The following is a 13,955-nucleotide window of genomic DNA, read 5'->3' as shown; positions in this document are numbered from 1 at the left end:
GTTAGTTGAGAGTGGGGTAAGGATGCCATTTTCTATTATCCAAACACCCCAAAAAGAAAAATGACTGCTCATTCACGTTAAGTATTTGACCAAAATTTGTAAATTTTAGACAATCTAGCATGGCATAAAGCTGATAAATGTGATATATTTTTATTAAATTTTTAAAACTCAAAAAACGGAGTAACCATGAAAGTATTAGTTGCTGTCAAGCGTGTTGTTGACCACAACGTCAAAGTGCGTGTTAAAGCAGATGAGTCTGGCGTAGACTTGACCAACGCCAAGATGAGCGTAAACCCATTTTGTGAAATCGCCATTGAAGAAGCGGTTCGCTTAAAGGAGGCGGGCGTGGCAAGCGAGATTATCGCTGTATCTATCGGCACCAGCCAATCGCAAGAGCAGTTGCGTTCGGCATTAGCATTAGGTGCTGACCGTGGGGTATTGGTTGAGACAGACGCCAAACCATATCCGCTACAAGTCGCCAAAATCCTAAAAGGCGTGGCAGAAGCCGAGGGGGCGGAGCTTATCCTACTCGGCAAGCAAGCCATTGATGACGACAACAACCAAACAGGGCAAATGCTGGCGGCACTTATGGGTGTCGGTCAGGGTACTTTTGCGTCCGAAGTGGTGGTAGAAGGTGGTGCGGTCAAAGTAACTCGTGAGATTGACGGTGGTTTGCAAACCGTGAATTTGCCACTGCCTGCGGTCGTTACCACAGACTTACGTCTTAACGAACCACGTTTTCCAAAACTGCCTAACATCATGGCTGCCAAGAAAAAGCCACTAGATACCAAAACTCCTGCGGATTTTGGCGTGGACATGACATCTAAACTGACCACATTAAAAGTCAAAGCCCCTGCCGAACGCAGTGCAGGTGTGAAAGTAGGTAGCGTTGATGAGCTGATTGATAAGCTTAAAAACGAAGCAAAAGTAATTTAATGCCTTCCCCATAAGTCCTATTACTTCGTCAAACTCGCCGTGTACTATTTGTACAACTTCGCTCGTTTTTTTCGTACTAGAACTTATGGCTTTGGCATTACCTTTATAAAAGTTACACAAAATTATTTAAGGATACAACCATGACCGTATTAGTTTATGCTGAACACGACAACCAAGAATTAAAATCGGCGACCCTTGCCACAATCACCGCCGCCAGTCAAATTGACAGCGACATTCACGTATTAGTTGCAGGTTCAAACGCCCAAGCCGTTGCCGACAGTGTCGCCCAAGTGGCAGGCGTGAATAAAGTGCTACTTGCTGATAATCCTGCTTTTGCCAATGCCCTTGCCGAAAACATCGCTCCACTGGTGGTGGAGCTGGCTGGTGCATATAGCCACATCATCGCTCCTGCGACCACGACAGGCAAGAACTTTTTGCCCCGTGTGGCGGCTCTGCTTGATGTGAGCATGGTATCAGACATCACGGCAGTGATTGATGCCAAGACTTTTGAGCGTCCTATCTATGCAGGTAACGCCACAGCAACCGTACAATCAGCAGAAGATAAAATCGTGCTAAGTGTGCGTGGTACAGCGTTTGATTCGGCACCTGCCACAGGCGGTAGCGCGTCTGTTGAGAGCGTGAGCGTGGGTGGCGATAGTGGCAAATCAAGCTTTGTTGGCGAAGAGCTTGCCAAATCTGACCGCCCAGAGCTAACGTCTGCCAATATCGTGGTATCAGGCGGACGTGCGTTGGCAAGTGGTGAGAACTTCACCAAATACATCGAGCCACTGGCGGACAAACTCGGTGCTGCCATGGGTGCTAGCCGTGCGGCGGTGGATGCAGGCTTTGTACCCAATGATTTGCAAGTGGGTCAAACGGGCAAAATCGTGGCTCCAAACTTGTATATCGCTGTGGGTATCTCGGGGGCGATTCAGCACCTAGCAGGTATGAAAGACTCTAAGACCATTGTGGCGATTAACACCGACCCAGAAGCTCCGATTGCGAGCGTGGCGGATTACTTCTTAGAAGCGGATTATCAAGTGGCAGTGCCTGAGCTGACTTCTAAATTATAATTGGCAGGGCTTACCAAAAACGCATTTGATGACATCAAGTGCGTTTTTTATTAGGCAAGTCCATACTATATTTTTCGCCCATTTTAGATTACAATAACCGCCTTATTCTTAGTCATTTGCCGTTATCCCTGCCATGTCTGATGTGACACCCAAAAAACTGCCCTATCTGTCGCACGAAGAGCAACAGCGAATCACTCGCCTGTGCGTTCGCTGTGCGTTGTTGCTCATGCAGTATGGGGCGGAGTCGGTGGTTGTGGTGGATTTGACCAAACGCTTGGGCGTGGCGTTGGGGGTTGGGGGCGTGGAATGCGGACTGTCTTTTAATGCCATTACGCTCACTACGTTGTATAACGGTCATTGTATCACAACTGTACGCAACACCGTTCATCAGGGGATTAACGTGAGTATCTTGGTGCAGATTCAGCAAATCGTCCTAGATGTCGAACGCCAAAGACAAGCAGGCGGACGAGACGAGCACGCCGTTACCCACACCGAAAAGCGACTGGATAACATTGACCGCACCACATATCCCAACACGCTCATGGCGTTTTTTGTGGGCATGTCCTGTGCTTGTTTTGCTTATCTTAACGGCGGTGGTTTGGCTATCTCGCTGATAACGCTCGTGGCGGGTTTTTGTGCCATACGCACTCGCATGTATCTGTCCGCTCATCATTTTAACCCTTTTGTGGTGGTCATCATCACTGCTTTTGTGGCGACTTTACTTGGGGCGGTGGCGTACTTTTTAGAGCTTGGGGTCAATGCCGATGTGGCGGTGGCGTCTAGCGTGCTGTTACTGGTGCCGAGCTTTCCTATCATTAACGCCTTATCGGACATTTTAAAGGGGTATATCAATATGGGGGTAGGGCGGTGGATGTTTGCGACCATGCTGACGTTGTCGGCGTGCGTGGGGATTGTCATTGCCTTGATTTTGTTACGCATACCGCATTGGGGGCTGTGATGACTGTGCTAACGCTACTGACAAATGTGGGGCTGTCTTGCGTGATTACGCTGGGGTGGTGCTTGATGTTTACGCTACCTAGACGTTATGTCGGGCTATGTCTTATCATGACGGCATTGGGTTATATCACCAAAACAGGGCTGTTGGCGGTGGGGAGTCATCTGGCGGTGGCGACATTTTTTGGGGCGATGTTGCCGAGCTTTTTGGGGGTGTATTTTGCTCAGCGACATGGACTACTGCCAAAGGCACTCATCGTGCCGAGCGTGATTTTTCTCATGCCGGGTATCGTGGCGTATAAGGCAATGGTGAGTATGGTGCAGATAGGGTATTTTGGGTTTAGTATGGAGCTGTTTGTGCTGATGATGACGTACTTTTTTGAAGCGATTTTTGTTATCTCGGCATTGGTGTTAGGGCTGTCGATTCCAGGGATTTTGTTTTATCGTAGAAAGCCGATTGTGTAGTTAAGGCTGTTCCAACACTTCATTCATGAGCTGATGATAAGCAATAGCCCCCTTGGACGATTTTTCGTACTCAAAAATAGATTTGCCAAAACTTGGGGCTTCTGCCAATCGGATACTTCTTGGAATGACCGTTTTGTACAATTTTTCGCCAAAATAATTTTCAAGCTCCGCCGACACGTCTTGGGCAAGTGTACTTCGCCCGTCATACATCGTCCGCACCACGCCACGAATGTGCAGTTTGGGGTTGATTTGGGTCAGCTTTTCAATCGCATCTATCAAATCAGCAATGCCTTCTAGGGCAAAATACTCGCACTGCATGGGGATAATCACGCCGTCTGTGGCGACAAGGGCGTTCACGGTCAGCATACTCAGGCTTGGAGCGCAGTCCATGATGACATAGTCATAGTCTAGCTTGGTGTTTTTTAGGGCATTTTTTAATAAAAGCGGTGCATCCGCCACGTCCGCAAGCGACACGTCAATCCCTGCCAAATCACGGTTTGCCCCCACCACATCAAGGTGCTGACTTGCCACAATGGTTTTGACCAGTGGCACATCGTCAAGCAACACGTCCGCCACCGTATAATCGAGCTCATTTTTGTCAAGCCCCAGACTGGTTGTGGCATTGCCTTGTGCGTCAAGGTCAATGAGTAGCACACGCTTTTTGCCGATAAGTGCCAACGCACTTGCCAGATTAACCGCCGTTGTGGTTTTGGCGACACCGCCTTTTTGGTTGGCGATTGCGATAATTTCCATAAAATACCTTTACCATCAATTTGTTAAATTAGGGTAAATTACCCATACATTTTAATTTTAAAATAACTTTAACGCTTTAAATACACCACACACCGCTCATCGCTCATTTGTGGTACAAAAATGGATTTGACTTCAATTTGCCAATCTTTCAAATTTACCACATCCTCGCTTGTTGGTGTTTTGCCTTTCATGGCATATAACACGCCGTCCGTCTTTAAATAGGGCTTGGCAAGATTGACAAAATCATCAAGGCTGGCAAATGCCCGAGACGTAATGAGATCAAACGCCCCGTCAAAATCCTCAATACGACTTGCCACAGGATTGACGTTACCAAGCCCCAACTCGCCCACCATTTGACGGATAAATCGCACCTTTTTGCCATTGCTGTCAAGGGCGGTAACGTGCCAATCGGGACGCATGATAGCGATAATCACAGACGGCAAACCTGCCCCTGTGCCAATGTCAAGCACGCTTATGCCTGATTTATCAGCAAGCGGCAAATCCGCCACGATTGCCAAACAGTCCAAAATATGCTTAATAAACGCCTCTTTTGGGGCGGTAATGGCGGTGAGATTATACGCCTTTGTCCAAAGCAAAAGATTATCCAAATAGCCAAGCAGTTGTTTTATTTGCACTTCACTAAATGTTAAATTTAGCTTATCGGAGACACGCTCTAATTCACGAGCAAATTCATCAGCATGGGCGGATATTTTATGATAAGTCATTCTTATAAAGTCAAGTTAATTTCAAACCCCCTATTTTATCACGTTTTAATCTGTTAAAATATCCCTTTTTCATATTTTAATAACAACAATGACCGAACAATTCGCCCCCTACCGCCTGCCCCACACCGCCCTAAAACGCTATACCGACACCCACGCCCTACCGCCCGATAGCACGCACGCACGCCCCGCCCCGCACGACTTTGGGCAACGCCGAGCCGTCAATGCCATACAGACCGCCCTTGACATCAAGGCAAACGGCTACCACGTCTTTGCCGTGGGTGAAAACGGGCTTGGTAAACGCACACTCATCACACGTCTGCTTGCCGAGCGTGCCAAACACGAGCCGACCCCGCCCGACTTGGTCTATGTGCATAATTTTGACGCACCCCGCCACCCCGTAGCACTTACCCTGCCGAGTGGTCAAGGGGCGATTTTTGCCAAGGACATGCACAAACTTTGGCATGACCTGTATAAAAAAATCATCGCCAAATTTAATAGCATCAGCTACCAAAACAGCATTACCACCATTAAGCAATCCGCCCAAAAACAAGAAAGAAATTTGCTTGATGAAATAAACGCCACCGCCAAAAGTCATAATTTGACCTTATTGCACTCTGCCGACCAAAAAGCAGTATTTACCCCCATTGATGATAAAAAACCCATTAACAATACCACCCTTGATAAACTACAAAAAAAACTCACCAAAATAAATATAGAATTGGACAATTTAGATGATGAAGTGAACCAAAAAATAGACGAACTTCACGAAACACTTTTAATCAAAATCATCACGCCATTATTTAATCCCATTTTAAAAAAATATGATAATAAACATGATAAAAAAATCAGCCAATACTTAACCGACTATCAAAAAGATATTATAGAAAATATCCTATTTATCGTAGAGCATGATGAAGACTTTATGGTAAAAACGGCAAATATCCCTAATCGCTATTATGTCAATGTGGCGGTAAGCCACACGCCAAATAGCGGTTCGCCCATTGTCTTTGAAGATATGCCAACCCACCCCAATCTGTTGGGACATATTGAATACATCACTCAGCTTGGCACGATTTTAACGGACGCAAGCATGATACGGGCAGGGGCATTGCACAAAGCCAATGGCGGATATTTATTATTAGAAGCGTCATCGCTATTAGAGCACCCCTATGCGTGGCAAGGGTTAAAGCGAGCCTTACAATCAAAATTGCTAAGCATATCAAGCCTAGAACAAATGCTAACCCTAACAGGCTCAGTATCTTTATCGCCTGACAGCACGCCATTATCGGTAAAAGTGATATTATTGGGCGAGCCTGATTTATATTATGAATTATTAGAATTTGAACCTGAATTTAATAACCTATTTAAAATCCGAGCCGATTTTAATGACACCTTACCACGCAATCACGACAGCGAATTATTTATCACTCATAAAATCGCTGACATGATAAAAAAGCAAGCATTGCCCACATTTGACAATACCGCCTTTGGGGCGATATTGGACGAGTTGTCTGTCTATGCTGATGATAAAGACAAATTGGATTTGCATAGCGATAGATTATTACAACTTGTGGTAGAATCGGCACGACAGTTTTATTTAAATAATTCTCATGAAAATGATAATAAAAACAATGATAAAAATATTGCCAAAACTGTTAACAAAACCCACGTCCAAAATGCCTTAGATGAGATTAAAGAACGTAAAGGCTATTTAAAAGAATTATATTGGCAAGAGATTCAAAACGGACAACAGCTTATCAATACCACAGGAAAGGTAGTCGGACAAATCAACGCCTTGACCGTGATTGCCTATGCCGACAGCGAATTTGGCTTACCTGCTCGGCTTACCGCACTCATCGCTCCTAAGTTTGGCACGGGCGAAATCCTAGACATAGAGCGAGACGTGGAGCTTGGCGGAAGTTTGCACGCTAAGGGAATGCTTATCATGACGAGCTTTTTACGCTCATTATTTAGCCAATTTGCCGAGCTTAATTTCTCAGCAAGCCTTGCCTTTGAGCAAAGTTACGCCCACATTGACGGCGACAGTGCCACCCTTGCCGAATGTGCCGTGCTATTGTCCGCCCTTGCAAACGTGCCGATAAATCAATCACTTGCAATCACAGGCTCCATGAATCAGCTTGGGGACGCTCAGGCGATTGGCGGTGTGAACGAAAAAATCATTGGCTTTTTTGACGCTTGTGCTGAGCGTGGGCTTAACGGCGAGCAAGGCGTGATTATCCCAAAAACCAACATCGGACAGCTCATGCTCCCTAATAATGTTGTGGAGGCGGTAGAGCGTGGCGAGTTTCATATTTATGCGGTGAGTAGCATTTATGAAGCGTTGTTTATTTTGACCGATATGCCGATTCATGATAAAAATAAAAAAGGCGATTATAAAAAAGATACGCTATTTGGCAAAATCGTAAGACGGCTTATACAATGGGAAAATGATGAAAAAGAGAAATGAAAAACTGGCATATGATTAAAGGCGTGTGCTAAGTCGTATGGTAGGGTGCGTACCACGCACCTTTTAAATAGAAAATCTTATTGGTAAGTAATACGCATCTTGCTGTAATTATAAAATAAAAATATATTCTAAAATTTGAACGTGTAGGGGTAAATTATATTCGCCCAAAACCCATAATCCACCATAGGGGAAAAATGATTTCCCCCACAACACCCATTTTAAAACCCAAAAAACAAAAACCTACACCCCAACAACCCCCACCACCCCAAAATCAAATGGATATGCCACCGTTATCACGCATTCGCCGATGCAGATATTTTTAAAATAAAATTTCCCAATCTTATCATGACACACATATCCGCTATTGTCTGTCATAAATACCGCCTTTAATTCATGAAGTGGCAGCCGAATTCCCAAGCCATATGCTTTTAATACCGCCTCTTTAATCGTCCAATAAGCAAACCATAATTTATCATCTTGACTATTTTGCCAAGCGTGACATTCATCATCATGAAAATAACGTTTGGCAAGGGCGTTTTTATTTAACTTGCGATTGGCATTTTCAATATCCACACCGATATTTTGAATGGTTAAACTATATATTAGAGCATAATCAGTTTGGCAATGCGATTGATTAAAATGCAGATTAGGGATATTTGCAATAAATGGTTTGCCATTATCATATTTATCATAAATGGGTATGGGTAAATGATTGTTTTGGCAAAAGTGCATTAAATGAGCATGGCGATGATTGGCGATGATTTGTTTTTTATCAAGCGGTGTTAAATCATTTGATACGATATTTGATAATGGCGTATGGTATAAATAAATCATAAGCAAGATATAAAAATGATATTGAGATTTTTAAAATAACGAGCGGTGCAGTTGTGGTATAATAATCATCAATTCTTATTTTGTCTAGCCCCTTGCCATGACCGCCAAAACCACAAAAACGAAACTCACCACCGTCAAAACTGCCGACACGCCAGCCTCTCGCCCGATGAATGCCGACAAACGTGAACGGTTTTTTGCCAAGCTGTCTGAGCATATCAAAGAGCCTGTAACTGAGCTCAACTACTCGTCCGATTTTGAGCTACTCATCGCCGTCATGCTCTCCGCCCAAGCCACCGACAAAAGCGTGAACATCGCCACCGCTCGCTTATTTGCTGTAGCGAACACGCCAAAGGCGATTTTGGATTTGGGACTGGACGGCTTAAAGAGTTATATCAACTCAATCGGACTGTACAACTCCAAGGCGACCAACGTCATCAAGACTTGCCAAGACCTGCTAGACAAGCACGGCGGACAAGTGCCACGCACCCGAGACGAGCTAGAAGCGTTGGCAGGTGTAGGTAGAAAGACCGCCAATGTCGTGCTAAATACCGCCTTTGGCGAGCCTGTCATGGCGGTAGATACGCACATTTTTCGGGTGGGCAATCGCACGGGACTTGCCACAGGCAAAACGGTGCTGGCGGTAGAGGAGGCTCTTATGACACGCATTCCTGCCAAATATCTGGTGGACGCTCATCATTATCTGATTTTGCATGGGCGTTATACTTGCATGGCTCGCTCGCCAAAATGTGGCTCGTGCGTGGTGTTTGATGAATGTATGTTTAAGGATAAGGACAAATGGGCGGATTTGGCGTAATAATTTCTAAAAAGTCAGTTAGCGTATTGGGAATATTAGCAATATGCCTATTTTCATCAGTATGTTTTGCAGGCGGAGATAATTATTCTGTTAAAATTAATCAAATCCAAACGCTTACCAAGCACAAACACATCATTTATCTTGAAAAATTATCCCCCGAACCAAGCTATCAAAATACATTTAGCGATTGTAAAGATATAAAAATTACGGTTGATTATAAATTTAAAGAAAGTAAAATCCGCCAATTTTTATTATACATTCAAGTATTATTTGGTGCTAGTTCTGAATTTCATCAAGGCGTTGAACAATTAAATGAAAATATCATCAAATTAAATCATCAGCTAACCCAAAACCCAAATGTCATTTATGAAACGGATGATGTAGAAGCCTTTCATCCTGATAAAAATAATAAATGTCATTTTTATAGCAAAACCTTAGAAGTATATGATGATAAAGAAGTGTATATTCAATTTTTTGTAAGATAAAGTGATGATAATTTACCAATCAGTAAAAATGAAAAATTGGTTTAAATAATCATTTATCATTAATTTAAATTTCATATGGATAAAAATGTTTGGATTATGGTTAAGTGTTAATTTTATTTTTCCCTTACTGGCGGTTTATTGGCTGGTCAGTCCGATATTTTTATTGCCCAAAAAACAGCTTAGCCGTATCAATGTCTTATCCATCATTATGATTATGGCTTTGTTGGATTTGGTGTGGCTTGTTATCATAGTAACAACCAAAGACGGGGTGCAAAATGCCGATTTCATCATGTTTGTGATTGGGACTGTTTTATGGATGTGTTTGGGGGCAAGGCTGTTTTATCAACATGGACAGCGTTCGGTAGCGGTCGCAAAAAGCAAACCATCAGAGCAAATAATAACAAAAACGACAGTCAATGATAAAATCACGGCATCCATGCATGATATTGATGAAAGCCAAAACAGTTATGTTGATAAAGACGAAAAATTAATTAACGACAAGCAAATCAATCATACTGATAAAAACGAAAAGTTAATTAATAGTAAGCCAATCAATCATGATGATAAGAGCGGTGATGATAACAGTAATAATGATAAGATGAGCGACAATAACCATCAAAATGACATATCGGACAATGCACCATTAATACTCCAAGAAGTGACATTGCAAGAATTGACATCGCAAGAATTAATGCCACAAGAAACGTCCCAACAAAGCCTTGATAATTACGAACAGACCAACCAAAGCGATGATGATTGGCAAGCATATAAACAAAAAATGGAGCAAGCGTGGGCGGACACAAGAGTGAAGCTCACCCAAAAATCAGAACAGCATAAGAAATAAAAAGCTAAAAAACAACTGCCGATTTGGCATATCGGCTATGGCAGGTTTTTCCATAGCCGATATTAATCATCAAATGGATTCTTGGTTGTCTAAAACAACCCCACAATCTCCCCATCAACCACATCAATGTTCATGGACGCAGGGGCTTTGGGTAGTCCGGGCATTTTCATGATGTCGCCGCAGAGTGCGACCAAAAACCCAGCCCCGTGCGAGATGGTGATTTCACGCACGCTGATGGTGAAATCCGTGGGTCTGCCTAGGGCTTTGGGGTCATCAGAGAGTGAGTATTGGGTTTTTGCCATGCAGATAGGCAGGTGTGATAAGCCCAATTTGTCAATGGCTTTGATGTCGGATAGGGCTTTGGCAGTGAGCGACACACCGTCCGCTCCATAGATGGTTGTGGCGATGGCGGTGATTTTATCGCTGACACTGACGTTATCATTGTAGGTTAGGGCGAAGTGGTTGGGAGCGTGCGTGGCGTCGATGACTTTTTGGGCAAGGTCAAGACCGCCTTGTCCGCCTTTTGCCCAGACATCGCACAGCGACACCGCCACGCCCCTGTCATGGCAGGCTTGTTCTATCAGGGCAAGTTCGGCATCGCTATCACTAACAAAGCGGTTGATGGCGACCACGACAGGCAGTCCAAAGGCGGATTTCATGTTGTCGATGTGTTTTAGTAGGTTGGGTAGTCCTTGGGACAGAGCGGTGAGATTTTCGCCAGTCAAGTCATCTTTGGCGATGCCACCATTGTATTTTAAGGCACGCACGGTTGCCACGACCACGACTGCATCGGGGTGAAGCCCTGCCAGTCGGCATTTGATGTTGCAAAACTTCTCCGCTCCCAAATCCGCCCCAAAGCCTGCTTCGGTGACCACATAGTCGCCCAGTGCCAGCCCGAGCCGTGTCGCCACGACCGAGTTACAGCCGTGGGCGATGTTGGCAAAAGGTCCACCATGGATGAGCGTGGGCGTGCCTGCCATGGTTTGAACTAGATTGGGGGCAAAAGCGGTTTTGAGCAAGGCGGTCATCGCTCCTTGGGCCTGCAAATCTTTGGCGAATACAGGCGTACCATCAAAACGGTAAGCGACCATCATGTTGCCCAGTCGCTCTTTTAGGTCGTCCAAATCTCGTGCTAGGCAAAACACCGCCATAATCTCAGACGCCACGGTAATGTCAAAGCTATCAGGGCGAATCACGCCATCACTGGGTTTGCCCATGCCACCCACGATGTGACGAAGAAAGCGGTCGTTCATGTCCAAGGCACGTCGCCACAGCACTTTTTTGGGGTTGATGCCCAGCTCATTGCCGTGATGAATGTGGTTGTCAATCAAGGCGGACAGTAGGTTATTGGCACTGGTGATGGCGTGAAAATCGCCCGTAAAATGCAGGTTGATGTCTTCCATGGGGACGACCTGTGCCTGACCGCCCCCTGTTGCTCCGCCTTTGATGCCGAACACAGGACCAAGCGATGGCTCACGCAGGGCAAGCACGGCACGCTCACCGAGTGCGGTTAATGCGTCGCCCAGACCGATGGCGAGCGTGGTTTTGCCTTCGCCAGCAGGCGTGGGGTTGATGGCGGTCACTAAGATGAGCTTGCCTTGGCGGTCAGTGGTCGGGGTGTGGCGGATTTTGGCTTTGTATTTGCCGTAGTGTTCGATGTCGTCGTCGGACAGTCCGAGTTTGCGTACGATGTCACTGATGGGGGCGATGGTCGCTAGGGCGTTACTGGCGATTTGGGCGTCGGTCGGTTGAGTCATGATAAGTCCTTAACATCATGTCAATGTGATTAAATGGAATGTGATTAAACAGGCTGTAAAAGGCGAGACAGCCGTCATTAATGATAAAATAAAGTGGCTCTGGTTCAAAAAGTATGCTACAAAGAAAACCGTTCGTGGCGAGCTTGGGAAACCTAACGGTTTTCCTGCCCGCAGGCAGGCTCAGAGCGAACGGAAAACTAGTTTGGCATACTTTTTAGACTACTACCAATAAAGTTAATAATGTCATAACAGAGCATGATGATGACATTATAATCATTTTATCAGCAAAAAGCCATGACAAAATTGGGGTTATGATTGTCGGGCAGGGGTTTTGCCAAACAGTGCAAAAGCCACCCACAAAGGTCCAATCAGCAAAAATTGCAAATCTTCAAAAAATGACGGCTTTGCCCCTTCAACCTTATGCCCGACAAATTGCCCAATCCAAGCCACCACAAACACCCCAACCCAAAACCAAATACCAACAGGGGTAAACACAGCAACACTAAGACACAGCTCATAAAAGGCAAGCATGGCAATAAAGGACGACAAAGACAATCGCACATAAAACCACAGCACGCCTATCGTAACGACTGCAAGTAGATATGTTGAGATATGATAAAGTAGGGCGACTATGGTCAAAAAGATAATCGGCACGCAAATGTAATGAATGCGTTTGTTCGTGGGATTTTGATGGCTGACGGCATATTCGGACAGCCAAAGTGATAAGGGTTTTTGCGATTTAAATGGATGCATAAAATGTCCTTATTTTAGGCTTGGTAAAATAACGGGTTAATTTATTGCTAATAATTTAACCCATGATAAAAAAATGTCAATAATTTATCAATATTAAAATGATGAACATTTAAAATTTAAGATTTTTAAATTACTGCTAAATGGTTTGTCAATTATTTATTTTGGCTTTATTTATCTTTTCACTGCGATACCAGCCATATAACCCAACAATGGCATTGACTTGATAAACCATCGTCTGAATGGCAAAAATATAATTAGCCGTCATGATATTAACAATAAGCCAAACCATATTAACAATAATCCACAAATACCAATTAAAAGAATATCGCATTATCATCGTGGCTTGGGCGGTAACGGACAAAATAAATGCCAAAATATTAATGGTATAAAAGCTAATCCCCATAAAGGTAGAACCGTCATCTTGATAAATGGCGTAATTATGAGCAGTAAGCCAATCATTGATAATTGGAAATAAATAAACGCCAATGCCGATAAATAAAACGGTAATTATCCACACATATTTATTTGCCGATTGTGGAAGCATATTGCCGTCTGCGTCCGTGTTCTTTTTCCAATAAATCACGCCCCAAACGTGCGTAAAAAAGTTAAATAGTGGGGCAAGCATGAGCCCAATCGCCCCACGACTGCCCTGCACGACCACTTCCCCTGCCGTGGCAAGCATACCAAAGCCGTTGCCCATCACGTTTTTGCGAAAGGACAAACCCACCACGCACAAAAGCCCGATGTAGGAGACAATAAGATAAAACCAGTCAAGCCCTGTGTGTTCGGTGGTTTGCCAAAAGCCGACAAATAGGGCGATGACCCCAACCACAAACCAAGCGATTATCCATTGTTTTGACCAATCTTTATCGCCAAATCCTGTGATGTTATCCAAAAATTTAAATTGCATGGGTGTCCTTATTACAAGTTATTTCAAAAAATTAGAAGTGATTTTAATATCATCTTAACCTAAAATGATGGTTTATTGATTATTAGGTAATTTTTTGGGTATGGGGTTAAATGGTAATTCGCTCTTAATAAATCGGTTAATAAGGTTAAAAATGGGGCTGATTTAAAAAATTCCAATAAAACATG

General features: G+C 44.2%; 14 protein-coding genes. 8 read left to right on the top strand and 6 right to left on the bottom strand.

The window, feature by feature from the left end; translation table 11 throughout:
- Window positions 1-186 precede the first annotated feature (186 nt).
- From B0182_RS07595 to B0182_RS07580, 4 genes are all read left to right on the top strand, one after another.
- Window positions 187-936 carry an electron transfer flavoprotein subunit beta/FixA family protein gene (locus B0182_RS07595; RefSeq protein WP_078274342.1) on the top strand — a complete coding sequence of 250 codons (750 nt, stop codon included), beginning with the start codon at window positions 187-189 and terminating at the stop codon, window positions 934-936.
- A 140-nt stretch (window positions 937-1,076) separates the two neighbouring features.
- Complete coding sequence (locus B0182_RS07590) at window positions 1,077-2,009, top strand: electron transfer flavoprotein subunit alpha/FixB family protein (protein WP_078274341.1); 933 nt, start codon at window positions 1,077-1,079, stop codon at window positions 2,007-2,009.
- A gap of 133 nt (window positions 2,010-2,142) precedes the next feature.
- Window positions 2,143-2,967, top strand: a complete 825-nt coding sequence (locus B0182_RS07585) for a threonine/serine exporter family protein (protein ID WP_078274340.1) — start codon at window positions 2,143-2,145, stop codon at window positions 2,965-2,967.
- A complete protein-coding gene (locus B0182_RS07580; RefSeq protein ID WP_078274339.1) occupies window positions 2,967-3,428 on the top strand; it encodes a threonine/serine exporter family protein in 462 nt (153 codons plus the stop codon). The genes B0182_RS07585 and B0182_RS07580 overlap by 1 nt, the downstream gene beginning before the upstream one ends.
- Here B0182_RS07580 and B0182_RS07575 read toward each other — a convergent pair whose 3' ends face one another.
- Together B0182_RS07575 and rsmG are read right to left on the bottom strand one after the other, a co-directional pair.
- Window positions 3,429-4,181 carry a ParA family protein gene (locus tag B0182_RS07575; RefSeq protein ID WP_078274338.1) on the bottom strand — a complete coding sequence of 251 codons (753 nt, stop codon included), beginning with the start codon at window positions 4,179-4,181 and terminating at the stop codon, window positions 3,429-3,431. It abuts the gene before it with no gap.
- 68 nt (window positions 4,182-4,249) lie between these two features.
- Window positions 4,250-4,906, bottom strand: coding sequence for a 16S rRNA (guanine(527)-N(7))-methyltransferase RsmG (gene rsmG, locus B0182_RS07570; protein ID WP_078274337.1), 657 nt, complete (start codon window positions 4,904-4,906; stop codon window positions 4,250-4,252).
- Between the two features lie 88 nt (window positions 4,907-4,994).
- Between rsmG and B0182_RS07565 the strand changes: the two genes are divergently transcribed.
- A complete protein-coding gene (locus tag B0182_RS07565; RefSeq protein ID WP_078274336.1) occupies window positions 4,995-7,373 on the top strand; it encodes a Lon protease family protein in 2,379 nt (792 codons plus the stop codon).
- A 240-nt stretch (window positions 7,374-7,613) separates the two neighbouring features.
- Here B0182_RS07565 and B0182_RS07560 read toward each other — a convergent pair whose 3' ends face one another.
- Complete coding sequence (locus B0182_RS07560; RefSeq protein WP_078274335.1) at window positions 7,614-8,207, bottom strand: 4'-phosphopantetheinyl transferase family protein; 594 nt, start codon at window positions 8,205-8,207, stop codon at window positions 7,614-7,616.
- 166 nt (window positions 8,208-8,373) lie between these two features.
- Here B0182_RS07560 and nth point away from each other — a divergent pair, with 166 nt between their 5' ends.
- The 3 genes from nth (at window position 8,374) to B0182_RS07545 (ending at window position 10,350) form a co-directional block, all read left to right on the top strand.
- Window positions 8,374-9,021, top strand: coding sequence for an endonuclease III (gene nth, locus B0182_RS07555; RefSeq protein ID WP_078274346.1), 648 nt, complete (start codon window positions 8,374-8,376; stop codon window positions 9,019-9,021).
- Window positions 9,003-9,506: a hypothetical protein gene (locus B0182_RS07550; RefSeq protein ID WP_078274334.1), complete on the top strand. Its 504-nt coding sequence runs from the start codon at window positions 9,003-9,005 to the stop codon at window positions 9,504-9,506. The genes nth and B0182_RS07550 overlap by 19 nt, the downstream gene beginning before the upstream one ends.
- 85 nt (window positions 9,507-9,591) lie before the next feature.
- The gene (locus B0182_RS07545) at window positions 9,592-10,350 is read left to right on the top strand and encodes a Frag1/DRAM/Sfk1 family protein (RefSeq protein WP_078274332.1); all 759 of its coding nucleotides are present in this window, start codon (window positions 9,592-9,594) and stop codon (window positions 10,348-10,350) included.
- Between the two features lie 89 nt (window positions 10,351-10,439).
- Here B0182_RS07545 and B0182_RS07540 read toward each other — a convergent pair whose 3' ends face one another.
- The 3 genes from B0182_RS07540 to pnuC form a co-directional block, all read right to left on the bottom strand.
- The gene (locus B0182_RS07540; RefSeq protein ID WP_078274331.1) at window positions 10,440-12,107 is read right to left on the bottom strand and encodes a formate--tetrahydrofolate ligase; all 1,668 of its coding nucleotides are present in this window, start codon (window positions 12,105-12,107) and stop codon (window positions 10,440-10,442) included.
- Between the two features lie 309 nt (window positions 12,108-12,416).
- On the bottom strand, window positions 12,417-12,860 hold the full coding sequence (locus tag B0182_RS07530; RefSeq protein WP_078274328.1) for an Mpo1 family 2-hydroxy fatty acid dioxygenase: 444 nt from the start codon (window positions 12,858-12,860) through the stop codon (window positions 12,417-12,419).
- A 148-nt stretch (window positions 12,861-13,008) separates the two neighbouring features.
- Window positions 13,009-13,770, bottom strand: coding sequence for a nicotinamide riboside transporter PnuC (gene pnuC / locus B0182_RS07525; protein WP_078274327.1), 762 nt, complete (start codon window positions 13,768-13,770; stop codon window positions 13,009-13,011).
- Between the last annotated feature and the right edge of the window lie 185 nt (window positions 13,771-13,955).

It is taken from the genome of Moraxella bovis, from assembly GCF_002014975.1.
In the GTDB taxonomy this organism is placed as follows: domain Bacteria; phylum Pseudomonadota; class Gammaproteobacteria; order Pseudomonadales; family Moraxellaceae; genus Moraxella; species Moraxella bovis.
This window is presented reverse-complemented; position numbering and strand designations above follow the sequence as displayed.

Excerpts from the sequence above, each read along its gene's own strand:
- B0182_RS07595 (WP_078274342.1), top strand. The coding sequence starts at position 187 with ATGAAAGTATTAGTTGCTGTCAAGCGTGTTGTTGACCACAACGTCAAA.
- B0182_RS07590 (WP_078274341.1), top strand. The coding sequence starts at position 1,077 with ATGACCGTATTAGTTTATGCTGAACACGACAACCAAGAATTAAAATCG.
- B0182_RS07585 (WP_078274340.1), top strand. The coding sequence starts at position 2,143 with ATGTCTGATGTGACACCCAAAAAACTGCCCTATCTGTCGCACGAAGAG.
- B0182_RS07580 (WP_078274339.1), top strand. The coding sequence starts at position 2,967 with ATGACTGTGCTAACGCTACTGACAAATGTGGGGCTGTCTTGCGTGATT.
- B0182_RS07575 (WP_078274338.1), bottom strand. The coding sequence starts at position 4,181 with ATGGAAATTATCGCAATCGCCAACCAAAAAGGCGGTGTCGCCAAAACC.
- rsmG (WP_078274337.1), bottom strand. The coding sequence starts at position 4,906 with ATGACTTATCATAAAATATCCGCCCATGCTGATGAATTTGCTCGTGAA.
- B0182_RS07565 (WP_078274336.1), top strand. The coding sequence starts at position 4,995 with ATGACCGAACAATTCGCCCCCTACCGCCTGCCCCACACCGCCCTAAAA.
- B0182_RS07560 (WP_078274335.1), bottom strand. The coding sequence starts at position 8,207 with ATGATTTATTTATACCATACGCCATTATCAAATATCGTATCAAATGAT.
- nth (WP_078274346.1), top strand. The coding sequence starts at position 8,374 with ATGAATGCCGACAAACGTGAACGGTTTTTTGCCAAGCTGTCTGAGCAT.
- B0182_RS07550 (WP_078274334.1), top strand. The coding sequence starts at position 9,003 with ATGGGCGGATTTGGCGTAATAATTTCTAAAAAGTCAGTTAGCGTATTG.
- B0182_RS07545 (WP_078274332.1), top strand. The coding sequence starts at position 9,592 with ATGTTTGGATTATGGTTAAGTGTTAATTTTATTTTTCCCTTACTGGCG.
- B0182_RS07540 (WP_078274331.1), bottom strand. The coding sequence starts at position 12,107 with ATGACTCAACCGACCGACGCCCAAATCGCCAGTAACGCCCTAGCGACC.
- B0182_RS07530 (WP_078274328.1), bottom strand. The coding sequence starts at position 12,860 with ATGCATCCATTTAAATCGCAAAAACCCTTATCACTTTGGCTGTCCGAA.
- pnuC (WP_078274327.1), bottom strand. The coding sequence starts at position 13,770 with ATGCAATTTAAATTTTTGGATAACATCACAGGATTTGGCGATAAAGAT.